A 24527-nucleotide genomic window follows, 5' to 3' on the forward strand; every position below is an offset into this window, starting at 1 on the left:
TCGACGAATTGGCGCAGGACACCAAAGTCCCGGACACCGCTGGCTCGAACAAGGCGGGCTGGTATCTGCTGGGTCCTGCGTTCGTCGCAGCCATCGCCTACGTCGATCCCGGCAACGTTGCCGCCAACGTCAGCTCCGGCTCCAAATTCGGGTACCTGCTGCTGTGGGTCATCGTCTTAGCAAACATAATGGCCGGCCTGGTGCAATACCTGTCGGCGAAACTCGGCCTGGTGACCGGACATTCGCTGCCCGAGGCGATCGCCCACGGTATGGGGCGCCCCGCCCGGCTGGCCTATTGGGCGCAGGCCGAGATCGTGGCGATCTCCACCGATGTGGCCGAGGTGATCGGCGGGGCCATCGCGTTGCACATCCTGTTCGGGCTGCCGCTCCCGCTCGGCGGGCTGATCACCGGAGCCATCTCGCTGGTGCTGCTGCTGATCAAAGACCGCCGCGGACAACGACTTTTCGAGGCCATGATCACCGGACTGCTCCTGGTGATCGCGCTCGGATTCACCGCCAGCTTTTTCGTCGCCACGCCACCGGCAGGGGACGTGCTGTCAGGGCTGTTGCCGCGGTTCCAGGGGACCGAAAGTGTGTTGCTGGCCGCCGCCATTCTGGGCGCCACCGTCATGCCGCACGCGGTCTATCTGCACTCCGGCCTGGCCCGCGATCGGCATGGGCAACCCGAGCCGGGACCTGCACGGCGGCGGCTGCTGCGCATCACCCGCTGGGACGTCGGGGGGGCCATGGTGATCGCCGGCGGCGTGAATGCCGCGATGCTGCTGGTCGCCGCGTACAACATGCGCGGCCACGGAGATGTGGCATCCATTGACGATGCTTACGGCGCGGTGCGCGACACGTTGGGACCCGCGATCGCGGTGCTGTTCGCGATCGGGTTGCTGGCATCAGGGCTGGCGTCGTCGTCGGTGGGCGCCTACGCCGGCGCCATGATCATGCATGGGTTGCTGCACTGGTCGGTGCCGATGGTGGTGCGCCGCCTCGTCACGCTCGGCCCGGCGGTGGCGCTGCTGGCACTGAACGTCGACCCCACCCGGACCCTGGTGCTCTCTCAGGTGGTGCTGTCCTTCGGCATTCCGTTCGCCGTCCTGCCACTGATCCGCCTGACTGCCAGCCGGAGCCTGATGGGCGACGACGCCAACCACCCCGCTACGTCCGTCGTTGGCTGGGCGGTCGCGGTGCTGATTAGTCTGCTTAACGTGGCGCTGATCTATCTGACTGTGACGGGTTGAATGCCGGTCCGCCGGCACCTCTACTTCGCATACGGATCCAACCTGTGTGTGCGACAGATGGCGTTACGCTGCCCGGATGCCGCTGACCCGCGTCCTGCGGTGCTGGGCGACCACGACTGGCTGATCAACGAACGCGGCGTGGCCACGGTCGAACCATGCACGGGGGGTGAAGTGCACGGCGTGCTGTGGCGGCTTTCCGACCGTGACCTGACCGTCCTGGACAGCGCCGAGGGAGTGCCGCTGCGGTATCGGCGGGACCAACTGAAGGTGCACACCGACTCGGGCCCGTCGCCGGCGTGGGTGTACATCGACCATCGGGTGACGCCCGGTCCGCCCCGGCCGGGTTACCTGTCGCGCATCATCGACGGCGCCATCCACCACGGCCTGCCGCAACGCTGGATCGACTTTCTGCGCCGCTGGGATCCGACCCGGTGGCCGCTGCCGGCGTCCTCCGATGGTACTGGGCCACAATCTCTTTCAGAGTTGTTGAGCGAGCCGGGCATGGTGGAGTACAGCCTGTTGGGGTCCCGCTTCGGCTTTCTGGCGATCCACGGCGGCGGGCTCGAGCAGATGACGGACGTGATCGCCGAACGTGCCGCCGAGGCCGCCGGCGCATCGGTGTATGTGCTTCGCCACCCTGACCGCTACCGGCACCACCTGCCGTCGGCGCGGTTCGATCCGGCTGAGTCTGCTCAGTTGGCCGCGTTCCTCGACCACGTCGACGTCGCCGTCTCGCTGCACGGTTACGGCCGGATCGGGCGCAGCACGCAGCTGCTGGCCGGCGGATGGAACCGCGCCCTGGCTGCGCACGTGGCCGGGCACGTCCGGCTGCCGGGGTATCAGGTGGTTACCGACCTCGCCGCCATCCCCTCGGAGCTCAGAGGTCTGCATCCGGACAACCCGGTGAACCGGGTCCGGGACGGGGGGACACAGCTGGAACTGCCGGTTCGGATCCGGGGTTTGAGCCCGCGCAGTGCCCTCCCGGGTCCGGACGGCCTGTCGCCGGTCACTTCCGGCTTGGCCCGGGCGTTGGCCGCGGCAGCGCGTTCGTGGCAGTTTTTTTCGAGTTGATGGGACACTCTGGTGGACAAGGAATTTCGTTTCGGTTTGAGCATCCGATATTTCAAGTCGCGCGAGGCGTTGGTGGAAATAGCCAAGCGGGCCGAGGATGTCGGATTCGATGTGCTCTGCGTACCAGACCATCTCGGGGCGGCCGCGCCGTTTCCCACGCTGACGGCGGCGGCGATGGTCACCGAGCGGATCCGCCTGAGCATGTACGTGTTGAATGCGGGTTTTTACCAGCCGGCCCTGCTGAGCCGAGACATCGGTGCGCTGGACATCATCAGTGACGGGCGCCTGGAGGTGGGGCTCGGAACCGGTTACGTGCGAGAGGAATTCGAGGCCGCCGAGTTGCCGTATCCAAACGCCGGTGCACGGGTCGACCATCTCCAACATATGACGGAATACCTGGCCGAGCATCACTCCCGGGTCCCGATCATGATCGCCGGCAGCGGCGACCGGGTGATGACCCTGGCCGCCCGGCACGCCGACATCGTCGGACTCACCGGCGCCCGGGTGCGCGACGTCGAGGACCCATTGGCCGAGCGCATCGATTTCGTCCGCAGCGCGGCGGGTGACCGGTTCAGCGCGCTCGAACTGAACCTGGTCATTCTCGCGGTGCCGGGTCCCGACGAGACCGTCCCCGATGTGTCATTGGCGCGCCGCAACGCCCCGGATCTGTCCGACGATCAGTTGCTGGCCATGCACTCGGTGCTCAGCGGATCACCACGCGAGATGGCCGAGAAACTGTTGGGCCACCGCGAGAAATACGGGGTGACCCACTTCACCGTGCAGGACAACCACATCGACAACTTCGCGAATGTGATTGCCGAACTTCGATAAAGCCGCGGAGTTCGGACCCCTCGGCGATGCGGATCCTCAGCCGCAGAAGGTCCCTGCGGTCGGGTCGTGCCCGGTCAGTACCACATCGCCGACGTCGCGTCGGTCTCGCAGCCAACGGAGCGACGCGACCTCGCGGCGCCGGTCCCAGCCGTAGGGCGGAGCGGCCTCCGTGTCGAGGTTTTCCGGAAAGTAGCACGCATCCCCGGCGATGATCACGCGGCGACCGTCGTCGAGGCGCACCCTCACCGACTGATGACCCGGCGTATGGCCATACGTCGGACACAAGATGACGCTGCCGTCACCCAACAGATCGTGCTCGCCGTCGACGAGTCGCGGGCTGACGTCGGCGTAATCCACCTGTGCATACGCAGCGTCGGCGTTGCTCCCACCCTGCGCGGCCTCCCACTCGGCGCGCTGGACGACCACGTCTACCCCGGGAAACGCGTCGAGATTCCCGGCGTGGTCGAAGTGCAGGTGGGCCAGCACGATGACGGTCGGGTCGACGTCCGGCGGCGGCCGGCGGCGCCCAGCCCAGCAACTCCGCCGCAGGCCCGTAGCGCTCCACCCCCGCCTTGGGGTGCAGACCGGTGTCGACAAGGACGCGCTGGCCGTTCGCCTCGATCAGGTAGACCGGCACCGGAATGCTGACAGTCACATCGAGCGGGTCGCCCAAGCGCCACATGCCGGCCGGCGCGCTGAGGTACCCGACGACGAAACCGGTGACGCGGGCCATCAGATCTCCCGCCCGGCGGTCTGCCAGTAGGGAGCGCGCAGTTCCTTCTTCAGCACCTTGCCGAACGGGTTACGGGGCAACTCGTCGATATGGGAGAACGAGCGGGGCCACTCGTACTTGGCCAGGCGCTGCCCGGCGAGCGTCAGCAGCTCGTCGTCGCCGACGGTGCGGCCCGGCTCGGGTTGCACCACGGCGTGTACCTGCTCACCCAGGTCGTCGTCCGGGACGCCGATGACGGCGACGTCGAACACGCCGGGATGCTCGCGCAACACTTCCTCGACCTCGGTTGGTTAGATGTCGACGCCGCCGGCGATGATCGTGTCCTTGATCCGGTCGACGATGTAGAGGTAGCCGTCGTCGTCGAGGTAGCCGATGTCGCCGACGGTGAAGAAGCCGTCGCGCAGTGACGCCGCGGTGGCTTCCGGGTTGCCGTGGTAGCCCGAGACGGTCATCGGGCTGGCAATGTAGACCTCGCCGCGCTCGCCGGCGGCGACCGGTGCGCCGTCGGGGTCGAGGATGCGCACCTCGACACCCCGGAGCGGCCGCCCGACCGAGCCCGGCTTGCGCTCGTGGTCGGCGGGTTCGAGCAGTGTCACGTTGCCGGTCTCGGTGGAGCCGTACATGTCGAAGAGCACGTCGTCGCCCAGCGCGTCGATCACCGGCCGCTTGAGCGTGGCCGGGAACGGGGCGTCGCCGGAAATCACCGCCCGCAGCGAGGAGATGTCGTATTGCTCGCGGACGTGCGGCGGCAACGCGGCAATCCGGTGCAGCATTGTCGGCACCATGAACGTGCTGGTCACCCGCTCGGCGGCGATAAGCGCGAGGGCGCCCTCGGGGTCGAAACGGGGTTGGATGACCACCCGACCACCGAAGGCCAGCGTGAAGTTCGCGTAGAACGGCGGAGCGGCGTGGTAGTTGGGGCAGACCATCAGGTGCACGCCGCCGGGCGCGAACCGCAGTCGTCCGAGCATGTCGCCGATCGTCTCACCGAGTGCGGCCATCTTCTCGGCGTCGAATTCGCGCACCGCGCCCTTGGGCCGCCCGGTGGTGCCCGATGTGTACACGATCGAGGCAGCGGCCGGGCTGGCCTCCGACAGCGGTCGCCGACCCTCGGTGTGGCGCCGCAGCAGTGCCTCGTACTCGTCGCCGAGGTGCAGGCCGTCCAGGGCGCCGTCGTCGGTGACGAGCAACGCGGCACCGGAGTCGTCGAGGATGTGGCGCACCTCCGCCGGGGCCAGCTTGAAGCCGACGGCCACCGGGGTCGCGCCCAGTTTGGCCAGTGCGAAGGTGATTTCGAAGTATTCGGCGCGGTTGTAGGTCTTGACCGCGACCCGTGACCCGGCGCCGATGCCGTACTCGGTGGCCAGGCCACGCGCGAGCGCGCTGGCCCGGCGCTCCCAGTCGCCGCGGGTCAGTGACCGCTCGCCGTCCGTGATCGCCATCGCATCGGGATCGGCATCGGCGAGAAACTCCAGGCTGCCGGGCGCGGGGGCGGATTCGGGTGCGGCGGCGTCGGTCAACGTCGGGTCTCCTTGCTGCGTGACGTGACCCGCACTCTAGCATTCCTATGTTGATCGTCCAACATATTATTTGGTGGGCTCCTCCGTCGGCACTATTCGGCGCCGACGACGGCGCGCTGAGGATCCTTGAAGAGCACCCTCCCCCAGACCGGCGCGACCAGAGGGAACAAGCCTGCATGGACTGCCCCACCCAAGCGCTGCACATCGACGACTGAGACGATTGCGTCCGTGCTCGACACCTCTGCGCGGCGTGACCGCGTCCGATCAAGAACGCGGCCCCGGTGCTGGGCCGCCCGGCTCGGGCAGTCGCTGCTGGCGGCCGGTCCCGACACGCTGTCCAGCGATCCAGTTCGGGGCCTGACATGGACCGACTGACGCGTCCGGACGGCGTCGAGCTGGCGTTCGGGGTGCACAATCCGAGCGCGCCCGGGGTTCCGCTGCTACTCACCCATGGCTTCGGCGCCACGGCCGGAATGTGGGATCGCAATATCGACGCGCTCTCGGCTGACCGCCCCGTGATCGTCTGGGACCAGCGCGGGCACGGCAGCAGCGACGCACACGAGGACATGGCCTGCTATGGCCGGGACGTCAGCGTCGCGGACATGGCCGCGATTCTGGACGCCGCGGGGGCGGGGCGGGCCGCGCTGGGCGGGATGTCCTTGGGCGGCTACCTGTGCCTGGCGTTCCATCTGGCGTATCCGCAACGGGTGGCCGCGCTGCTGCTGGTCGACACCGGGCCCGGCTACCGCAACGACGCCGCCCGCAACAAATGGAACGACTGGGTGGAGAAAGTCGCCCAGCGGCTTGAGCGCGGCGAACAGCCGCTGCAGTTGTCACCCGAGGTCGCCCGAGCGGTGCATGAGCATCCCGAGGGGCTGCCTCGTGCCGCCCGGGGCGCGATGGCCCAACACGACGCCCGCGTGATCGAATCACTGGACACGATCGCGGTGCCGACCCTGGTGGTGGTGGGAGCTCAAGACACGGACTTTCTGGCCGGGGCCGACTACATGCACCGCCACATCCCCAACTCCCACAAGTTGGTCATCGACGAAGCCGGTCACGCGGCGAACATGGACCAGCCCGACACCTTCAACGCTGCGGTCCGCGAACTGTTAGGGCGGTTGTGAACGACGTGACGGTCGAACTCGCGGACCACGTTGCCGTCGTGGAGATGCACCGGCCGCCGAACAACTTCTTCGATGTCGAACTGGTCAGCGGCCTGGCCGACGCCCACCAGCGACTCGACGACGACCTCGACTGCCGAGCGATCGTGCTGTGTGCGCAGGGCAAGCACTTCTGCGCCGGCGCCGACTTCTCTCGCCCTGCGTCGAACCGCTCATCCTCCGGCGAGCCCTACACTCAGGCCATCCGGTTGTTCCGGGCGCGCAAGCCGGTTGTCGCGGCCATCCACGGTGCCGCCATCGGCGGCGGACTCCGGCTGGCGCTGAGCGCCGGCTTCCGGGTGGCGTCGCCGTCGTCGAAATTCGCGGCCAACTGCAGCCAGCTCGGCTTGCAGGCGATCAGTTGCTCCCCCGAGTCTCGCCATTACACTTCCTCAGGATGGAGCCGGGTCAGCTGCGGATCGATGTCCAACAGCTGCCAAGCACGGCCGGCCAATGGAGTAAGCGAAACACTGAACTTGCGGTACTAGAACCGCCGTCACCGGGGCCGCCGTTTCAACCCAACACGGCTGCGGTGGGCAGTGCCCACGAAGCAGTTGACGCGGCCTCCGCGGCGTTGACCACCCATGCGACAGCTAGCGCGGCGGAGGCCGGTGCTATGGGGTATGTCAGCAACGAAACAACTGCGGCGGCCGAGATGGCAGCAGTGGCAGCGCGGTTGGAGTGAGTAGTGCCGACTCTTTCTCAAGTCCGGGCGTGGAGCACCGAGCATCTGATCGAGGCAGCCAGCTAATGGACCAACCCCGACCGATCAGTGGGAAGACGTATTCCTGCAGATGCGTAATCAATCCCACATGCTGGTGTGGGAAGGCGCCGGTGGTGATGCGCTAGGAGCTAGGGGAGCGAACGGTGCTGACTTCGCGGTCGTGAGCGCCAAAGCCGACCAACTCCGCCAAGCTGCCAAGACCGCCCGTGATTGTGCCGGCACCATCGGCACCGCGCAGCGCAGGGTCCTCCATGCCGTTGATGACGCCCACAACGCGGGTTTTGCTGTCGGAGAAGACTTCTCGGTTCACCGATACCCGAACCAACCGCACCATCGCAGAACAGGCGGCTCGTCAAGCCCAAGCCCAAGCATTTGCCGCCGACATCCGCCAACGCACCACTCAACTGCTCGGGGTCGAACACGAAGTGGCCGCCATTATCATCACCGCGACGGCCGGAATCGCCACCACTGAAACGCCCTGGTACTGCCGGAGGCTCGGCTCATTGGATTTCGACCAGGGATTGGTCGGTCTGTCGTGCATCGTAGAACGCGGCTTCGAACTCGGCCGGCGGGATGTCTCTGAGGTAGCCGTGTAGGCGGTTCGTGTTGTGCCAGTACACCCAGCCCAGGGTGGCCAGTTCGACGTCCTCGACCGTCTTCCATGGACCGCAGCGCGCCGGACCGTAGATCAGCTCAGCCTTGTAGTAGCCGTTCACCGTCTCCGCGAGAGCGTTGTCGAAGCTGTCCCCGATCGAGCCTATAGAGGGGACCGCGCCGATCTCGGCGAGCCGTTCACCGTAGCGGATGGAGGTGAACTGCGATCCTGCATCGGAGTGACATGTCAAGCCCGCCAACAGGTTGCCTCGGTTCCAGTGGGCCATCTCCAGGGCGTCGAGCACCATGGTGGTGCGCATGTGGGAGGCAACCCGCCAGCCGACGATCATCCGCGAGAACGCATCAACGATGAAACACACATAAGCGACGCCGGCCCAGGTCGGCACGAACGTGTAGGGGTCGGACCGGGGCGCCCTGCCGGCCTTGCAGCTGGTGGGTTTCCCCGGCCCGCCCTCCGAACCGGACGTGCCCATTCCTGAGCATCCGGCTCTCCATTTGATTTATGCCGCGGGGATGCTCGTCCATGGGTTCGGGATGCGGGTTCCTCGGTAGCGGTACCTGGTCACGGGGACCGTGGGTGCGCGGAAGAACTCGATGCCGTCGGCCGCGATGTGCCATCTGGGCAGGTAGCGGCGGATCACGGTGTGCACGTTAAGTTTGGGGTGGCGTTTCTTCAGCCAGCCGACGATGCGCCAGAAGGCGAAATGGTCGACGTAGGAGAAGGTTCGTTTGGAAACCCCGTGCTGGAAGTACGTGCACCAGCTTCTGATGGCCGGGTTGAGCCGACGCAGCAGGTCTGCGAGCGTGCGATGAGCGTTCCGGCGGGTCAAGACACGGATCTTGTCCTTGATCGAAGAAAGTGATTTCTTCGAGGGGTAGGTGTAGACCGTTTTCTTGAGCCCGCCGCGTCCTTGCCAGGCTCGGCGCTGGATGCGCCAGCCCAGGAAGTCGAACCCGTCGTCGATATGGGTGAGGTGGGTCTTTTCCTCCGACAGGCGCAAGCCCATCGGAGCCAGCACTGTGGCCACTTCGCCGAACAACGCGTCGGCCTCTTGGCGGGGTCCGCGGACGAGAACGACGAAGTCATCGGCATAGCGGATGAGCTTCATCACCGCGCCCCCGGCGTAACGCCGTGGTATTCGTCCTGGTCTCCTACAACGGGCACGTTGAGCTCGGCGTCAACGCCGACGCCGAAGCGGTCCCCGACCTGCCGGTGCTGATGGACGGCCTGACCAGTGCCGCGCGGGAGTTGATGCCCACGTGAGGCGCGCTGTGCGTCGGCCTGCTCACCGACCGCGAGTTCGTCGCCAACCGTCCCGTCGTTCCACCAAGGAGTAGCGATGAGTGCCACGCTGACCGCCGACCGCCTGGTCTCCACCGACCATCAGGGCCATGTGCTCGCCGACCTGCCCGTCGCCGACGCCGGCGCCGTCGCCGCCGCCGTCGCGCGGGCCCGCGCCTCCCAGCGCGGTTGGGCGGACCTCGGCCTGGACGAGCGGATCGCGATCCTGCGCCGCGTCGGAGACGTGCTGATCGATCGCGCCGACGAGGTCGCCGGCCGCATCGCGGCCGAGAACGGCAAGATCCGCGCCGAGGCATTGCAGGGTGAGGTGCTCGCGGTGCTGGAGACGCTGCGCTACTACTGCGCCCACGCACCAAGGCTGCTCAAGCCGCAGACGCTGCGACCGCGGCTGTTCCCGCACCGGGTCAGCCACGTGCTCAAGGTGCCGTGCGGGATGGTCGCAGCAATCGCGCCGTGGAACTACCCGATGGCGCTGGCGCTCTGGCCGACGATCCCGGCCCTGGTCGCGGGCAACACCGTGGTGCTCAAGCCCAGCGAGAAAACCCCGGCAAGTGGCGAGCTGATCGCCGAGCTGTTCCGCGCCGGCGGGCTGCCGGCCGGCGTGCTGGAGGTGGTCCAGGGTCCCGGCGCCACCGGCGGGGCACTGGTCGACGCCGATGTGGACCGGGTGTCGTTCACCGGCTCGGTGGCTACCGGCCGGCGCATCGCGGCACGCTGCGGCGAGCGGCTGATCCCGTGCACGCTCGAACTCGGCGGCAAGGACCCGGCGATCGTGCTGGCCGACGCCGACCTCGATCAGGCCGCCGACTGCATCGTGTGGGGCGCATTCGCCAACGCCGGCCAGATCTGCGCCAGCGTCGAGCGGGTGCTCGCCGTCGACGAGGTCGCCGAAGCTCTGACCGAGCGGATCGTCGCCCGCACCGACGCGCTGCGGCTCGGCCCCGACGACCAGCTGCATCGCGTCGGTGCGGCTGCGGGTCCAGATCGAGGCGGTCAGGCCGAATTCGGTGGCGTTGGCCAGCGCGACCGCGTCGTCGGCGTCGCGGACGCGGACGATCGGCAGCACCGGCCCGAAGGTCTCCTCGCGCAGGATGCGGGCATCGCGGGGCACGTCGACGAGCACGGTCGGCTCGAACGAGGTGCCGGGCAGGTCGTCGCGGGCCCGGCCGCCGGTGAGCACCCGGGCGCCGCGGTCGACGGCATCCTGCACATGGGCGGCAACCAGCTCGCGCTGGCCCGCGTCGATCACCGACCCGACGTCGCGGCCCGCCGGGTGCGCGCCAGCGTCGTGCTGCACAACGACGCGGTCGCCGGCGCGACTTCGATCGAGACGCCGTGGGGCGGGCAGGGCGCCAGCGGGCTGGGCTTCACGCGCGGCGAGCGCGGGCTACTGGAGATGGTCGACGAGCTGCATGTCTCCGAAGAACGGCTGCACCTGCGCCACGCGTTCTACTGGTACCCCTATCGCCGCGGCAGCTACGACGCGCTACTCGCGGCGCTGCCGGTGCTGTTCTCCAGCTCACGACGAGCGCGGCTGCGTGCCCTGGCGCCGCTGGCCAAGGCGCTGGTGCGGGCCCGCCGCCGAGGACGAGTGCGCGGGCTCAGTCGCCGTCGGCGATGTTGAGCAGTCGTGCGGCGTTGCGCCAGAGCCAGTGTTCGAGGGTTTGCCGGTCCAGCGGAAGTCCGCGCATCTCGTCGCAGAGCTGTTGGTAGGGACGGTTGATGAGGAACGCGCCGGTGCCGTAGAGGATCTTGTCGCGGATGGTGCTGTGCCCGAATCGCAAGAGCGCGTCCCAGCCGGCGCCGGGTGCGGCGAAGTACTTGGGCCGGTGCGCGCCCAGCTCGAGGTAGACGTTCGGGTGTTTCCAGGCGATCATGCACGCCTCGAGGACCCAGGGGTATCCGCCGTGGCTCATCAGGATGGTCAGCTCAGGGAAGCGGCACGCGACCTGGTCGATGTGGCTGGGGTGGCCAAGCTCGCTGGGGCGGGTCCGGGTCCAGTTGGCGGAGGTGTGGATACTCAGCGGAATCCCGAGTTCGACGCACTTCGCGTAGTAGGGGAAGTAGGCCGGGTCGGATGCCGGTCGACCGATCATGAACGGTCGCAGACTCAGGCCGCGGAACCCCCGATCGGTAATCCAGTGCTCCAGTTGGTCCAGCGCCGCGTTGCCGCCCATGATGTCCACGCCGGCGAAGGGGATGAACCGCTCGGGATGACGGGCGGCGAGCGCGGCCACCGATTCGTTGTGCACGAAAGTGACGCCGCAGGTGGAGTGTTCGTCGAATCCGGTGATCAGCGCGCGACCGATGCCCGCGGCGTCGAGCTCGGCAAGAATGGCGTCGTCGCTGCGGCGCAGCGACTCGGCGTAGGCGTTGAACTGTTCGGCGCTGACCTGTCTTTTGGTGAACACTTCGAGGTACTGAAGTTGTTCGGCGGGAAACCCGGCGCGAAGGTCATCGATGATCTCAGCGGACGGCACGATCGGCGCCCACATATCGATGACGGGTATCGGCGCGGAAGGTTGCCGGGCTGACGTGTTACTTGTGTTGTCGGGCAACATCTTTGGCCTTTCGTTGCAACCACGGGGGCGTTGCCGAAAGCGCTTCGCGCGAGCGAAATTCGTTGCGCGGCATCAGTTGGTCCCGCGGATTCGGCCCGGGGTCTGTCGTGTCAATCGATTCATCGCACGCGTCATATGTGCCTGATTGGCGAAGCCGCTCTGCAGCGCCACCTCGGCGAAGGGCAGTTTGGTTTCGCGCAGCAGCGCCGCGGCGTGGTCGGCGCGCAGCCGCAGAATGTACTGGTGAACGGACATTCCCTTGGCACCTTTGAAGGCGGCGGCGAAGGTTCGTCTTGACAGGCCGGCTTCTCCTGCTAAGCGGTCGACCGGCCAATGCTCGGTGAGGTTGGCTGCCACCCGGGCAAGAAGCGCGTTGAGCGTTTCGGCCGACAGCGCTGGCAGTGTAGCGCTGACGGCGACCTTGCGGGCGGCGCGCAGCAGGCTGGAAAAGACGACTCCGAGTGCCCACTCTTCCGGCGCCGCTGTCTGTGGCTCGCCACCTTCAAGCCGCCGCAGGATCTCGGCGACAAGCGGCTCGCGCACCGGACGGCGCAACAGCGGAAGAAGGTCGTCGAGGGAGCGGCCGCCACATTGGCGCAGCAGGCGCGTTGCCAGCGCGGGCAGGACTTGCAGCAATGTCAGTTCACGGCCGTCGTCGATCCGAAACATGGTGGGCCGGTTCGGCAGGGTCAGCAACAAGTCGCCGGGTCGGGTGAAAACCCGGCGCGCCCCCAGCCCGAGGCCGAGATCGATGTCGGCGCAAGAGCTTCCACGGCGCACCAGGCGCAGCTGCACCAGCCCGGTCGGGGGATGCCGGTAAGTACCGGCCGGGAAGAACACCTGCGCGACCGTCCACGACGATGCGCGCGGCACGGCGGGATACGCGGCGCTCACCTACGTTGTCTAACACGTCCGGCGCACGTGCGGATAGACCGCGCATTGTGCAATCCCGAAACGTGAAAGACGCGCCGGTCTCGGATCGTCACAGTGGTCGCATCGACGACGGAGGATTCGATGGCCGGCCAACCAGCCCAGCACGACGACGTTGAGCTCGCCGCGGTGCCGCACACGCTGATCGCGACGTGGCCGGTGGGCTTTTTCCTGGAGAACATCGCGATCCTGCCGGACGTTGATCTTGTCATCTCGGTGCACAACCGTAAGGAACTGCACCGGGCTACCTCGCGCGGCCAGCATCACCGGTGGGTATCGATGCCCGCCCCGCCGGCCGGCATGGTCGCCACCGAAACCGCGGTTTTCGTCGTCGCCGGTGAACCCGGCCAAGGGCCGCATCATCTCTATGAGGTCACCCTCGTGGGCGAGGTCGTACAACGGGCGGCAATTCCGGACACGTTGTTTCTCAACGGGTTTACTCCGGGCCCGCACGGCATCGGCTACGCCGTGGATTCCATTGCCGGCACCGTGATCGCCATCGATCTGGACAGCGGCGCATCACAGGCGGTGGTGGCCGACGAGCGTTTGACGAAGATTTCCGACGAGCCAATGCTGCCCGGCGCCAACGGGATCAAGGCCGGCGACCGAGCCTTATATATCACCAACACCGATCGCGCCCTGGTGCTGCAGGCGCCGCTGGACGACTCCGGTTCACCAGTCGGAACCATCGACACAGTTGCAGAACACTTGCGCGGCGACGACCTGGCGGTCGCCGACAACGGTGACCTATTCATCGCAAACCATATTCACAACACCGTGATTCGGTTGAAGCCAGATGGAAAACGAGTCGCCGTCGCCGGGCCCGATCAAGGAATGGCAGGTTCGACCGCATGCGTGTTCGGCACCGCATCCGATGAGAGCGAAAGCCTGTTCGTCACAACCACCGGTGGCATCGTGATGCCGCTGAACGGGGTGGTTCAAGAAGCCAAACTGGTGCGCCTCGACGTGGGCGTCACCGGGCGACCCCTGACCTTTCTCTAAGCACGAAAGGCATCACGATGCGCCGACCGCTGGCGATTTTGATGGTTGTCACCAACCACTGTGACATCGGCGGCACACCCATGACTGGCGTGTGGTTCACCGAGTTCTCAGAGCCCTATGCGGCCCTGCTCGCTGCGGACGCCCAGGTGACAGTCGCCAGCCCGCGCGGCGGTCCGGCGCCAATCGATCCTCGCGGATACCCCAGCCGCGAGGACATCGCCGGGGTGCGCGACGCGCTTGCGGCGCTGAACGCCACCGTGCATCTCGACCGGGTCAACATCGACGAGTTCGACGGGTTATTTTTCCCCGGCGGGCATGGGCCGATGTTCGATTTGGCCTCCGATGCGACCGCCAAACGCTGCATCGCGGCCGCGTGGGCGGCCCGAAAACCGATCGCCGCGGTATGCCATGGTCCGGCTGCTCTGCTGGACGTCGCCCTGTCCTCGGGGACTACCTTGCTCAATGGACGGCGGGTCACCGGATTCACCCGCGGCGAGGACGCCGCCGACGCACTGTTCGCCTACATGCCGTTCTCGCTGCAAGACCGGATGACTGCGGAAGGCGCGAAATTTGTCGCACAGCCGCCCCGCAGCGTGCATGTCGAAATCGACGGTCTGCTGGTGACCGGGCAGAATCCGGCCTCGGCGGCGGCGACCGCCGAGGCTTTTGTGTCAGTGCTGCGCTCAAAGGGCGCCTAGCCATGGCCCGTTACCTGTGTGAATGCACCGTCGACCCGGCCAAGCTGGACATGCTGGCCGCCAAACGCGCCGAACACTATGACTTCCTGATCGCCCACCAACGCGACATCGTCTTCGGCGGCCCCGCCCGCTCCCGCCCCGGCGGGCCGCCGCAAACCATGATCATCGTGGTCGAAGCGCCGACGGCCGAGGCAGCGCACGCGTTCATCGCCGAAGAGCCCTACAACCGCAACGGCGGATTCTCGAGCGTCACCGTCCGCTCGTGGAGCCAGGTGATACCCGAACAAACCCCCGGATCACTGCAACACACTCTGGACGCCGAACGGTCTGCCTGCAACCCACCCGAGTAAACCGGCGGGTGGCACCGGGGAGTTGCAACCCCGGGGCTCCAGTCTCCCGCTACACGGCTCGTCGCAGACTGGGTCCGGTCTGCTCATCGATAGGGCAATGAGACCTCGAGAGGTGCCCCGACTCACGTCAGCCCCAGGGTGCCGAAACAAGCGATCCCGGCAACGATCAGGATGCGGATGCCACCTGCAGGGTGACATCCGCAGGAGCGAGCATCGGGTGAATCGAGCCCGCGCCGCTCCATGCAAGCGCGCAAGGCTGCCAAATACATAGCAGCATCCGATCATTGACGAGGGTGCCGGGGATGCGCTCTGCCGCCAACGAGCTGCGAGGCGCAACGACCTGCTTTGCGTACTCCAACTCGGCCAGCGACATTGTTTCGCGTTCGCGTACATGCGGATAACTTTTCTGACGATTCGCTTGTCAGGGTAGGTGTCCGGTCAAGCAAACGCTTTACGAAGATCGCGGCGAAGGAGGCAGCAAGCACCGCCAACAATAGGGCGCGAGACTAGCCCATCAACTGCAATTCTTTTTGATCCGTTGCGCCGTCCACCTGATTGCTGCAGATGAAATACTTCCGATTCGTCACTCTCAGCTATTGAGTGGTATCGGCCGTTGAAAGTCCCGGCTATACGGGTAAACCCGACGTTTTCACCCTTGTTGCCGCGACAGCCCGGCTACGTATTCGCGGACTCCGATCGGCTTGATATCGGGATACCGATCGTTGAGCAATGGGCCCGGTTTGCCTTTGCCATTGAGCATGCCGCGCCAGTACATCAAGGGCAGCCACGAAAGCATGTTATCGGGCTCCTGCCGCATGCGCCGATCGATTTCGGCGTCCAGATCAGTCAGGCTGCCCATCGGAATCACGGTGATCGGCCGGCCCAAGCCGGCGGAGGTGGCGTCGACGAACTCGTGAAACGTGAGCATGTCACCCGCTACAAAGAATTCCCGCGGTAGCTCGCGGTCGTCAAGGGCCGCCGCGGCGGTGTAGGCCGCGGTATCGGCAAAGGTGGTGAACTGCATCTTCTCGTTGCCGTCACCCCATAAATAGGCCTCGTTCAAGTCGAGGTCGACGCCGCGAACGAACTCGAAGAAAACACCTTCGTCCAGAAAACAGCCATTGAGCACATGCACCACGTCGACCGACCCACGCTCATTGTCCGCGCGGCGTGCGAACTCGCGGCGCCAGTCAGAATTGATGTTCTCGCCCTCGCCCAACCCAAATAGGTTGAAGCTGAACGTTGAGGGAATGAATCGGCGCACACCGGCTGCCCGCGCCTGGTCCAGTAGCCGCAATTGAGTGTCAATGATTACGTCGGGGCCGCCCTGAACCGCGGACACCACCGTCTGCACACCATCGAACGCGCCCCGTTCGCTTCCGACGACTTCGACGTGACGGGCACTTGCGATGTCGTCGCCCAGCTTGTGGCGGCTGTCGGGGCGAACGTACAGTCGCAGATCGGCGCCCCGCTCGATGAGCGCTCGAGCGATATAGGACCCCAGATGCCCTGTAGCACCAATCAGAAGCACCGAGTTCATCGCAAAACCCCTAGTTGCCGAAGATCGTTGAGTGTCGTGACCGAAGGACGGTCCCTCCGCCCTTGACCAGACCGAGACTAGCAACATGTTGGGGGTGTATCAACATATTTATGGATCGCCGACTGGAGACGGGAGATCGCATGCGCAAGAAGTCTGCCAAGAGCCAACTTGACGTGAAACCTGACACTCACCTCACGTATCTGCTGGCCAAGGTCAGCCAAAAACTGCAACTCGTGCTGGACCGGGCGCTGCTGCGACATGAAGGGATCACGTTGACCCAATTCAGCGCTTTGGCCCATATCGGTCGTTCACCCGGCCTCAGCGGCGCCGATCTGGCGCGGGTTCTGTTGACTACCCCGCAGGCCACCGCCACTCTGGTGCGTCGCCTGATCAGACTCGGGTTAGTCGAACGACCGGTGACCAGTCCAGGGGCTGCCAGCGCGATGCGGTTGACGGAGAGAGGACTGAGTAAATTGCAACTCGCAGAGGACGTTGCGCTTGAGACCGAGCGGCGGGCGCTGAGCGCGCTGCTCGAAGGCGAGCAGCAATACATCGCGACCGCCCTCACCAAACTGCTGCGATCCCTCGAAGAGCCGCTGCTGAAGGCCGCCGGCGAGGGCGATACACCTCGCTGATCGCATCCTTCGGCGGAAGGCCAAGGGTTGCGTCCACCAAGTTGGTGTACGAGTCGGGCCGATCAGCGGTACCGGCGTGTCGTAGCGTGCCTGAACGTAGAGCCGCTCGCCGCCAAGGACATCACCGAGCATTCATCTTCTACGCCATATCGAGAGCCAAGCACGACGATCCTTCAGAGATCGAAACTGAAACCTGGGCGCGCCTTCTCGGCGTGTCTTTGCCCTTTTGACAGTGTCGAGATCGTCAAGCTCAAGTTCCCCGCCACCAACGCCAACGCGGCAATAGTTGGCGCTCAACAGCTCTTCGGGCGTCGCCCAGTCCGGAGATCGACCACGATGGAGCAGCAAGCGGTCGAGGTCGTCGGTCGACGGCGCGAACGGGATCGCATGGGCGAACGGGGCGCCGTCGCCCTCACGTAGTTGGTCGTCAGCGACGGCAAGGGCCAATGGGACCGCCGCGCCGACGACGTCGGCTGGCACGGGGAAGGGGATGCCCATCGTGCGTGCCACATCCCAGCAGCGAACGACGGACTCGACGAAAAGCCGATCGCCCCGAAAAGCCGCGTCCGGACCGAAGTCTGAGGGTGAAGGTCGCTTGGAGCCCTCCCTCAGCGTCCCCCTTTCGCCCTACCACGCAATTGCGTTGCCGTCGCGAAAGAATCCACCGGTAGGGCCGTCGGCGGACAGGTCGACCGCCCACAGCACACTTGCGGCACCTTGATGGACCGGCCGGCCGCCGGAGCCGCCCATGTCAGTGGCGACCCACCCGGGACACACGGCGTTGACGAGTACCCCGCGGCCGCGTAGGTCGGCCGCGAGCTTGACGGTGAGCATGTTCAGCGCGGCCTTGGTGACGCTGTAGGCGGGCGTACTGGCGCTGCCCGCCGTCTCGCCAAAGGATCCGGAGCCGCTGGACACGTTGACTATCCGTCCGCCACGAGACATCAGGGGGGCGAACGCGTGGGTGACCCGCCACGCCCCAAGGAGATTGATCTCCATATCCGCACGGACCCTGGCGAGGTCGGCGTCGAGCGCCCGCTCGTCGTCGTCATAGTCCACGCCGGCGTTGTTGACCAGTACATCGATGCGGCCAAACTCCTCGCCCGCCCTGTCCGCCGCGGCATTGACGTGATCATCGTTGGCCACGTCGAGGGACCAGACCAAAACCCGTCCCGCCAAAGCAGTCAGCTGGCTCGCGGCCAGCTCGCCCCTCGCCCTGTCCCGCGCTCCAAGGACAACGGTCCAGCCACGGCCGGCCAGCTCGCGTACCACCTCCAGTCCGATACCGCGGTTGGCCCCAGTGACCACGGCCACCGATGTCTGGGCCGGCGCGGGTGTCCCAGCCGGTCTACCAACGTCTTCAGGCGTATCGGTCACTTGATGCGGTCCTCGCTCGCTGCACCGGGAGGCGCTACACCTTGATGAGTTCGAACGCAGCCGCCAACCGAGTACCCAGCCGACGACCATCGCTTTCGGCGAAGCTGCGTAGCATCTCGGCCGGATCAGCACCGGGGCCCAAAGCGGCAAGATAGGCACGGTGCTCGGCCAACGAGGCCAGTCCGATATCGAAGGTGTCGGTGACGTCGACAGCGTGAGTAGCCTGCGGCGAAGCCGCCACCGCGACGGTCGAGACTCCTTGCCACGCAGCCAGATCCTGCGCGGCCAAGTCGGCAAACACCCACCGGTTGGCGGCGTCCCGCACAGCGTCAATAGCAGCCAGGCCGACGGCGCGGTGATCGGCCATATTGAACGCGCCCGGACCGAACCAGTCGTGGTGATTCAGCGTGAACACCACGTCGGGACAATGCCGGCGGATCGCCGCGGCGATATCGCGGCGCAGTTGCAGACCATAGACCATGGCGCCGTCGGGATGCCCAAGAAACTCGACCGTGTGAACTCCGACCACCGCGGCTGCGGCGCGCTGCTCGGCCTCGCGAAGCGGTCCGGCCTGATCGGGATGAAGGTTGTCGATGCCAGCTTCGCCACGACTGGCCAGCACATATCCAACCCACTTCCCCCTTCTGGTGAAGTGCGCCACCGCAGCGGCCATCCCGTACTCGACGTCGTCTGGATGCGCAACCACAGCCAGCGCGCGGCGCCAATCGTCAGGAAACTCGCGCAGTCGGGTGTCGCTCATTGCCGATGCACCGCGAGGGCGCTCCGGCAATGAATGGCGATGGTAGGTGGTCGGATCTGCGGACCACGCTCGTTGACCATGGCGATTGACTCTACTCATCCCGTCCTGGTGTTGCTCCAGCCGATGCGTGCGCCAAGTACCGCCGGCGCTCAACCAAGCTCGCTGCCAACGTCATTCACGTCCGGAGCGCACAGCATGAAGGTGTCGCAATAGAGAGGAAGCGAGGGGCCATTGCGCTGGACTGAGCACGTGCGGCGATATACCCGTCCGGAGTTCTCAGAGCCCTATGCGGCCTTGCTCGCTGCGGACGCCCAGGTGATAGTCGCCAGCCCGCGCGGCGGTCCGGCATCAATCGATCCGCGCGGATGCCAAGTTGAACATGCTGGCGCCAAACGCGCCGAACACTACGACTTCCTGATCGCCCACCAAAGCGACATCGTCTTCGGCGGCCCCGCCCGCTCCCGCCCCGACGGGCCGCCGCAAACCATGATCATCGTCGTCGAAGCCCCGACGGCCGAGGCAGCGCACGCGTTCATCGCCGCCGAACCGTACAACCGCAACGGCGGATTCTCCATGCGTGGGCGACGGAGAGGGGAATCGCAACGGGTGTTACCGATCCGTACGGACTGGCCACACAACTGATGACGTGATGGACGGTGCCATGGCTCAGCGTTCCGTACGCGGGGCGGCCTTCGATGTCGATCCCGTTCTGCAAGCGGCGGATCTGCTCATTGATGTGGCCTTGGCACGCCGCCGCGACTGACATTCAAGGAAGTTTGCCAAGAGGGCAAGGTGAGGTGCCACCGCGGAGCTACCTTGACTGCGCCTCTTGGCCGCGGGCGGGTAGATCCGTGCGTGGGTCAGTGCGATTCGGAGGATCGCGGAGTTGGGTTGCCGGTCCTCGTTCACCACCTACTTGGCCAAGTGCTGCGCCGCGCCAGCTGCATTGGCGCCGTCCATCCGGCGCCGTTACCGATCAACAATCGAATCGTCGCGTGGGACCTCAATGCGCTTGCGGCAAGCTGAAAGTCGGACCGCATTCGGTGGGACCGCCCGCACCGGGTCCGTGCCGCCATGCTTATCGCGGCCGCACTGGCTGCTGGCCGGCGCGTGCGGTGCAGCGCGTGTCATTGGTTTGGCTCAGTCCAGTCCGGTCAGGGAAGCACCTCACGCCGCAGTGGTCAGCGCTTGCAGCGATAACACCACCGCCGCGAGCCAGCCCGCCGTGATCGTGATGAATGACAGCAGTGAGGGCACCGCGATCCACGGGCTGCCGACCGACAGGCGCGGCGAGAATACAGGTATCAGGAACAGTTGTGCGTTGGTCCACGATCCTATGACGATCAGCGCCGCCACCCAGATCGGGACACTCACAGTTGCGGCCAGACCGAACTGAAGCGCGGCCATGAACAGATTGTCCAAGTGGCACTGCAGCACGCGTTTCTGCGTCTCGGGCGATGCTGGGATCCATCCGGCACGCAGCACCGCGAGCGGCCAGCCCACTACCACCCCGAATCCGGCCTGCAGCAGTGCGGAGGCCAGCAGGAACTGGGAGGAATTCATCGCACGTCGCCGGACTTCGCGGCCGGCGGCAGGTCGACGCGGCGGCGCCGGCGTTCGCGCAGCCACAAACACATGGGCAATCCGACCGAGGCACCCAGCAGCGCGGCAGCCGCGACCACCGCACGGGGCCGAGCGCCCAGCTCGTCGTCGACGCTGGCGAGGAAAAGCAGTGTGACCACGGCCAGGATGACGTCCCAGGCGAAAAAGCTGCTGATCGAATTGGCGAACAACTGGTGCAGGAACAGCGGCACGTCGAGTCCGTGGGCGAACAGCCACGGCACGAACTGCGCCATCGGAACGGCGGTGCCCGCCAGCACCAACGCCAGGTAGACGATTTGCTTGGAAACTAGCAATTTGCCAGGCATAACGACCTCCTGATGTAGCAACTGCTACGTCAGCTTAGCAGCGTGATGTAGCGTTGGCTACATGACACAGGCAAAGCCACCGGGGCGACCCGAACAACGACGGCGCTTCCTTGCCGACGCGTTGGATTACGTACTGGCGAACGGAATCGCGGACTTGTCGCTGCGGCCCATGGCGGCCCGCCTGGGCACCAGTGACCGGATGCTGTTGTACTACTTCGGCACTCGCGACGCCCTCATCGTCGAAATCCTCGACGCGGCTAGCGGCCAGCTGCACAACGCGCTGGGCGAACAAGCACCCACTGCACGTGTCCCGCCCGCATTGTTACTCACCCGGGTGTGGAAACAGCTCACGAACCCGGAACTCGACGCCCCGCTGCGGCTATACCTGGAAGTTGACGCGCTCGCCGCACGAGGGGTCCAACCTTTCGTGACCGTCGCCCAGCGTGTGACGGGCGGCTGGCACCAATGGATCAGCGATCGTCTTCTCGTCCCACCGCGCCGCCGCGCCGCCGCCGCGTCGGCCATGTTGGCCATCGTCGACGGACTGCTCATCCAACGCCTCACTGCCGACCCCCGCTCGGCAGACGGCGCGGCCAAGTGGCTGGCCGCCAACCTGACGATGTCATCGGGCTGACGATACATTCGGCCCATCGGTGGCGCGCTCAACCATTGCTGTCCTCTGCATGAATCATCGCCAGCGCTCCAATGACGTTACGTCTCAGTTAGGTTGACGCAACGTGCTCCCCGGGCCGCGGGCACTCGCCGGGCACATGAATAAGGACTGCGCAGTCATGGGACGTTGCGGCCTGGCTGCGGCGACAAGCAGTGATGTAGAGCCAAACCCGATCCGGTTGGCTGTGTGCACCGTGTGCAGTGCGGGTGGGTGACCATTAGCTCCGAACTTCACTGGTCTCACCGTCTCGACCATCGGTCTCCATCGGTCAAGCGCCGACTACTCCGCGTCTTCGATGATGTGAACCGCCGCTTCCTCGGCGGATGCCGCACCTCCGCTGATACCGACGTCCTCGGCGACCAGTTCTGCCTCTGCGTCTTCGCCAAAGCCGCCGTCCGGCGCGACAAGTCGGCCCGCTCTTGCCCGCCCGACTTCTCGCCGTTGCGGGAATTCGGCTTCGCGCTCGGCTTCATCGGAGCGCTGCTGCTCCTCTTCGTCGAGCAACACATCGATGCGCGCTGCCGGATCCGGCTCTTCCTCCGCAAGCAGCTGGTCCATGCTCGCAGTTGGTCCGAATGCGCCACGCGCGTAGGGTCTTTCGGGCGGTGAATAACCCTCATCAAGGATGTCATCGACGCCACGGTCGACGAGGGTGTCCTCCGGCTGAAGCTGGTTGTCGTCCTCGGTGCTGTACTCGCCTGGTGCCGGTCCGGTCCCGTAGGGAAAAGTCATGGCTTGTGGTCCATCTGGTCGAGGGGTTATTGGCTGGTGATAACCTGCGCTGCGCAGATCGTCTTCGCGAGGCTTGCGTGTTCGCCGACACAGATCACGCCGGTGTGCATGATTTCCTGGGCGGTGGCCATCGCGTTCCTCCTGAAACTTCGGTTAGTCCGGAATCTAGAAGTGATGACCGCGCCGTTCTAGGGCCATTGGGCCTTTCGCGGCGGCGACGTTTGGCCCGGAAGCCCCATCAAGTGGTGTGCCGAAGTCCCGGATCACCCCGGCCACCATCACCGGCCGCACCGGCCTTGCCGGCCTGATCGCGTAGCCCCAGTTGGGTCCCGAATGCATCGAGACGATGGCGATATCGCCGTCACGCCTTTTGGCGGCCCATCGGGCCCCTTCGTCCGAAACTAACGGGATGCAAAGGATGACATTCAACAAACCGATTGTGCCACAAGGCTTCCAGGCCTCGCTGGTCAACCCATCATCGCCGGGAACGCCGGCTGCGACGGCTGACGGTGCGCCGCAGCAGGGACCAAAGGCCCTAGGACCTGGCAGGCAGCGTGCCCTACCATGGGTCGGCCTCAAGATGAAACTGCACGAGCATATTTCACGCGCCAGTTAATGTGCCGACCCGCAGAGAGAAGGCTGATCATGGCGGTCCTTGATACCGTGCGGGTGTTCAACAGACACGTTCTGAACCCAGCCATGATGCAGATGGCCGGCCGAAAACATTGGTACGCCGGAGTAATGGAACACACTGGGCGACGCACCGGAAAAGGTTATGCCACACCCGTCGTCGCGGAGCGGGTGAACGACGGCTTTATCATCCCCACTGCCCTATGGCACACGTGTGGATTGGCTGCACAATGTGCAGGCTGCCAAGAAAGCCACCATCCGACTGCACGGGGAAACGTACAAGGCCGTCGATCCACAGATCATCGACGCCGCGACCGCGGCCAAACAGCTGACACCTCGCCGACGACGTGCATTCTACCGGTTCAACATCGAGAGCTACCTGAAAATGAGGCCCGAGCCCGCGCCACAGCGGCCGAATGATTCAGCTTGGGCAGGGCACACGGCAACATCACCGACCATCCACGAAAGCCCCCCATCGGTCACCGTTGACCCCACAGCGCGCTTCGCCAGCCGATACGGCAAGCAGATGCTTGTCGGCGACGTTCTTTGGCACTACTACCGATTGGGTGCGGGCCCGACGGTGCTGTGGTTGACCGGTGGACTTCGTAGGGCTGCAATCGGCTCGGAATTCCTGGAAAGGCTTGCCGCCCAACATACCGTCATCGCGCCCGACTATTCGCCCGTACTCACCGTCGCCGAGTTCATGGCCGCATTGGACGCCATCTTGCAAGCCGAGTCGGTCGGTAGCACGGCACTCGTGGGCCAGTCGTACGGTGGGATGTTGGCGCAGGCGTATCTCGCGCACCGGCCAGATGCTATCGACCGCATTGTCTTATCGAGCACCGGCCCGGCCGACTACGAACGCGGCTGGCTGGCGGTAGAAACCGTACTCATATGGCTCGCCAAGGTCCTGCCGGAGAATATCCTCAAGGAATTGGTGGGGTTCGGGTTGGTCAGGCTAACCCGTCAGTTACCGCCGGACAAACGGCGCGAACTGGCGCACCTGCTTCGCAGGATCGTGCATGATCAGGTGACTCGCGCAGATGTGTTCTCCCACTTCGCCGTTGCCGCAGACTTGATACGCACACAGATTGTCACGCCCGCTGCGTTCCTGGAATGGGGTGGTCGCGTCATCGTGTTGACCGCCGAAAACGATCCTACGCAGAGCAGCAAGGACATTCCCCGGTACCAACGGTTGTTTGGGCGCCGCGCCGAGCTGATCAGTCTCGGGCAACTCGGTCACGCTGCCGCACTCACCGACCCCGGAGCCTATACGGATCTGGTCGAGCGTGCATTGGCTTAAGCGGTCTGCAGTTGCATCGCAACGGCCAGCCGGAGGCTGAGTCGTCCGCGCAGCACATGCGATGAAATCAACTGCCGGGCGACTTTAGCCGCTACCAGCATGGGGTGGCGACGTGTTCGGATCAAACGGTGCATCTGCACCCGTCACTCATGCGATGAGGAACACGATGAGCAAACCTGCCGTAAAGCAGCACCGCCG

The 24527-nt window shown here is 65.6% G+C and carries 27 protein-coding genes and 3 pseudogenes; 16 read left to right on the top strand and 14 right to left on the bottom strand.

What is annotated here, in order from left to right; translation table 11 throughout:
* Positions 1-8: 8 nt before the first annotated feature.
* Genes ACX9NE_RS24880 through ACX9NE_RS24890 form a run of 3 tightly spaced genes read left to right on the top strand, consistent with a single transcriptional unit; the run spans position 9 to position 3152 of the window.
* Complete coding sequence (locus ACX9NE_RS24880; RefSeq protein WP_459364324.1) at positions 9-1250, top strand: Nramp family divalent metal transporter; 1242 nt, start codon at positions 9-11, stop codon at positions 1248-1250.
* Entirely contained in the window at positions 1251-2321 is a 1071-nt protein-coding gene (locus ACX9NE_RS24885; protein WP_459364323.1) for a poly-gamma-glutamate hydrolase family protein, read from the top strand.
* Between the two features lie 12 nt (positions 2322-2333).
* Entirely contained in the window at positions 2334-3152 is an 819-nt protein-coding gene (locus ACX9NE_RS24890) for an LLM class F420-dependent oxidoreductase (RefSeq protein ID WP_459364322.1), read from the top strand.
* A 36-nt stretch (positions 3153-3188) separates the two neighbouring features.
* On the opposite strand, the gene ACX9NE_RS24895 is transcribed toward ACX9NE_RS24890, so the two are convergent.
* On the bottom strand, positions 3189-3638 hold the full coding sequence (locus tag ACX9NE_RS24895; protein WP_459364321.1) for an N-acyl homoserine lactonase family protein: 450 nt from the start codon (positions 3636-3638) through the stop codon (positions 3189-3191).
* Position 3639: 1 nt separating this feature from the next.
* Here ACX9NE_RS24895 and ACX9NE_RS24900 point away from each other — a divergent pair, with 1 nt between their 5' ends.
* Positions 3640-3915: a hypothetical protein gene (locus tag ACX9NE_RS24900; protein WP_459364320.1), complete on the top strand. Its 276-nt coding sequence runs from the start codon at positions 3640-3642 to the stop codon at positions 3913-3915.
* Here the strand turns inward: ACX9NE_RS24900 and ACX9NE_RS24905 are convergent.
* A complete protein-coding gene (locus ACX9NE_RS24905; RefSeq protein WP_459364319.1) occupies positions 3885-4157 on the bottom strand; it encodes an AMP-binding enzyme in 273 nt (90 codons plus the stop codon). The genes ACX9NE_RS24900 and ACX9NE_RS24905 overlap by 31 nt on opposite strands.
* 18 nt (positions 4158-4175) lie before the next feature.
* Complete coding sequence (locus tag ACX9NE_RS24910; protein ID WP_459364318.1) at positions 4176-5405, bottom strand: class I adenylate-forming enzyme family protein; 1230 nt, start codon at positions 5403-5405, stop codon at positions 4176-4178.
* Between the two features lie 362 nt (positions 5406-5767).
* On the opposite strand from ACX9NE_RS24910, the gene ACX9NE_RS24915 reads away from it, so the two are divergent.
* Genes ACX9NE_RS24915 through ACX9NE_RS24925 form a run of 3 tightly spaced genes read left to right on the top strand, consistent with a single transcriptional unit; the run spans position 5768 to position 7253 of the window.
* On the top strand, positions 5768-6532 hold the full coding sequence (locus ACX9NE_RS24915; RefSeq protein ID WP_459364317.1) for an alpha/beta fold hydrolase: 765 nt from the start codon (positions 5768-5770) through the stop codon (positions 6530-6532).
* A gap of 5 nt (positions 6533-6537) precedes the next feature.
* Positions 6538-7056: an enoyl-CoA hydratase/isomerase family protein gene (locus tag ACX9NE_RS24920; protein ID WP_459364316.1), complete on the top strand. Its 519-nt coding sequence runs from the start codon at positions 6538-6540 to the stop codon at positions 7054-7056.
* Complete coding sequence (locus ACX9NE_RS24925; protein WP_459364315.1) at positions 6966-7253, top strand: hypothetical protein; 288 nt, start codon at positions 6966-6968, stop codon at positions 7251-7253. The genes ACX9NE_RS24920 and ACX9NE_RS24925 overlap by 91 nt, the downstream gene beginning before the upstream one ends.
* Positions 7254-7792: 539 nt before the next feature.
* On the opposite strand, the pseudogene ACX9NE_RS24930 reads toward ACX9NE_RS24925, so the two are convergent.
* Together ACX9NE_RS24930 and ACX9NE_RS24935 are read right to left on the bottom strand one after the other, a co-directional pair.
* Positions 7793-8299, bottom strand: a pseudogene (locus tag ACX9NE_RS24930) (IS3 family transposase); the annotation flags it as partial.
* Positions 8300-8407: 108 nt separating this feature from the next.
* Positions 8408-9016, bottom strand: a complete 609-nt coding sequence (locus ACX9NE_RS24935) for a group II intron maturase-specific domain-containing protein (protein ID WP_459364314.1) — start codon at positions 9014-9016, stop codon at positions 8408-8410.
* Positions 9017-9039: 23 nt separating this feature from the next.
* Between ACX9NE_RS24935 and ACX9NE_RS24940 the strand changes: the two genes are divergently transcribed.
* Together ACX9NE_RS24940 and ACX9NE_RS24945 are read left to right on the top strand one after the other, a co-directional pair.
* Complete coding sequence (locus ACX9NE_RS24940; RefSeq protein WP_459364313.1) at positions 9040-9171, top strand: WS/DGAT domain-containing protein; 132 nt, start codon at positions 9040-9042, stop codon at positions 9169-9171.
* Positions 9172-9247: 76 nt separating this feature from the next.
* A pseudogene (locus ACX9NE_RS24945) lies at positions 9248-10168 on the top strand (aldehyde dehydrogenase family protein); the annotation flags it as partial.
* 51 nt (positions 10169-10219) lie between these two features.
* Here the strand turns inward: ACX9NE_RS24945 and ACX9NE_RS24950 are convergent.
* From ACX9NE_RS24950 to ACX9NE_RS24960, 3 genes and pseudogenes are all read right to left on the bottom strand, one after another.
* Positions 10220-10507 (bottom strand): annotated as a pseudogene (locus ACX9NE_RS24950) (aldehyde dehydrogenase family protein); the annotation flags it as partial.
* 304 nt (positions 10508-10811) lie between these two features.
* A complete protein-coding gene (locus ACX9NE_RS24955) occupies positions 10812-11771 on the bottom strand; it encodes an amidohydrolase family protein (protein WP_459364312.1) in 960 nt (319 codons plus the stop codon).
* Between the two features lie 72 nt (positions 11772-11843).
* A complete protein-coding gene (locus ACX9NE_RS24960) occupies positions 11844-12665 on the bottom strand; it encodes a helix-turn-helix domain-containing protein (RefSeq protein ID WP_459364311.1) in 822 nt (273 codons plus the stop codon).
* A 120-nt stretch (positions 12666-12785) separates the two neighbouring features.
* Between ACX9NE_RS24960 and ACX9NE_RS24965 the strand changes: the two genes are divergently transcribed.
* From ACX9NE_RS24965 to ACX9NE_RS24975, 3 genes are read left to right on the top strand one after another with little or no spacing between them, the layout of a single operon-like run.
* Positions 12786-13703, top strand: coding sequence for an SMP-30/gluconolactonase/LRE family protein (locus tag ACX9NE_RS24965; RefSeq protein WP_459364310.1), 918 nt, complete (start codon positions 12786-12788; stop codon positions 13701-13703).
* 17 nt (positions 13704-13720) lie between these two features.
* Entirely contained in the window at positions 13721-14401 is a 681-nt protein-coding gene (locus ACX9NE_RS24970; protein WP_459364309.1) for a type 1 glutamine amidotransferase domain-containing protein, read from the top strand.
* 2 nt (positions 14402-14403) lie between these two features.
* The gene (locus ACX9NE_RS24975; protein ID WP_459364308.1) at positions 14404-14751 is read left to right on the top strand and encodes a YciI family protein; all 348 of its coding nucleotides are present in this window, start codon (positions 14404-14406) and stop codon (positions 14749-14751) included.
* A 649-nt stretch (positions 14752-15400) separates the two neighbouring features.
* On the opposite strand, the gene ACX9NE_RS24980 is transcribed toward ACX9NE_RS24975, so the two are convergent.
* Positions 15401-16291, bottom strand: coding sequence for an NmrA family NAD(P)-binding protein (locus ACX9NE_RS24980; protein WP_459364307.1), 891 nt, complete (start codon positions 16289-16291; stop codon positions 15401-15403).
* A 140-nt stretch (positions 16292-16431) separates the two neighbouring features.
* Here ACX9NE_RS24980 and ACX9NE_RS24985 point away from each other — a divergent pair, with 140 nt between their 5' ends.
* The gene (locus ACX9NE_RS24985; protein ID WP_459370827.1) at positions 16432-16926 is read left to right on the top strand and encodes a MarR family winged helix-turn-helix transcriptional regulator; all 495 of its coding nucleotides are present in this window, start codon (positions 16432-16434) and stop codon (positions 16924-16926) included.
* Positions 16927-17553: 627 nt separating this feature from the next.
* On the opposite strand, the gene ACX9NE_RS24990 is transcribed toward ACX9NE_RS24985, so the two are convergent.
* Together ACX9NE_RS24990 and ACX9NE_RS24995 are read right to left on the bottom strand one after the other, a co-directional pair.
* Positions 17554-18303, bottom strand: coding sequence for an SDR family NAD(P)-dependent oxidoreductase (locus ACX9NE_RS24990; protein ID WP_459364305.1), 750 nt, complete (start codon positions 18301-18303; stop codon positions 17554-17556).
* A 34-nt stretch (positions 18304-18337) separates the two neighbouring features.
* A complete protein-coding gene (locus ACX9NE_RS24995) occupies positions 18338-19063 on the bottom strand; it encodes a PIG-L deacetylase family protein (protein WP_459364304.1) in 726 nt (241 codons plus the stop codon).
* A 249-nt stretch (positions 19064-19312) separates the two neighbouring features.
* Between ACX9NE_RS24995 and ACX9NE_RS25000 the strand changes: the two genes are divergently transcribed.
* Positions 19313-19705 (top strand): YciI family protein, encoded by a 393-nt coding sequence (locus ACX9NE_RS25000; RefSeq protein ID WP_459364303.1) that lies wholly within the window; start codon positions 19313-19315, stop codon positions 19703-19705.
* Between the two features lie 525 nt (positions 19706-20230).
* On the opposite strand, the gene ACX9NE_RS25005 is transcribed toward ACX9NE_RS25000, so the two are convergent.
* Together ACX9NE_RS25005 and ACX9NE_RS25010 are read right to left on the bottom strand one after the other, a co-directional pair.
* A complete protein-coding gene (locus tag ACX9NE_RS25005; protein WP_459364302.1) occupies positions 20231-20626 on the bottom strand; it encodes a hypothetical protein in 396 nt (131 codons plus the stop codon).
* Positions 20623-20991, bottom strand: coding sequence for a DUF2834 domain-containing protein (locus ACX9NE_RS25010; protein ID WP_459364301.1), 369 nt, complete (start codon positions 20989-20991; stop codon positions 20623-20625). Before ACX9NE_RS25010 ends, ACX9NE_RS25005 begins: the two co-directional genes overlap by 4 nt.
* A 61-nt stretch (positions 20992-21052) precedes the next feature.
* Here ACX9NE_RS25010 and ACX9NE_RS25015 point away from each other — a divergent pair, with 61 nt between their 5' ends.
* Complete coding sequence (locus ACX9NE_RS25015; protein ID WP_459364300.1) at positions 21053-21625, top strand: hypothetical protein; 573 nt, start codon at positions 21053-21055, stop codon at positions 21623-21625.
* 318 nt (positions 21626-21943) lie between these two features.
* On the opposite strand, the gene ACX9NE_RS25020 is transcribed toward ACX9NE_RS25015, so the two are convergent.
* Positions 21944-22396: a DUF5709 domain-containing protein gene (locus ACX9NE_RS25020; protein ID WP_459364299.1), complete on the bottom strand. Its 453-nt coding sequence runs from the start codon at positions 22394-22396 to the stop codon at positions 21944-21946.
* A gap of 844 nt (positions 22397-23240) precedes the next feature.
* Between ACX9NE_RS25020 and ACX9NE_RS25025 the strand changes: the two genes are divergently transcribed.
* Entirely contained in the window at positions 23241-24329 is a 1089-nt protein-coding gene (locus tag ACX9NE_RS25025) for an alpha/beta fold hydrolase (RefSeq protein ID WP_459364298.1), read from the top strand.
* Positions 24330-24527 lie beyond the last annotated feature (198 nt).

It is taken from the genome of Mycobacterium sp. ML4 (genome assembly GCF_054515735.1).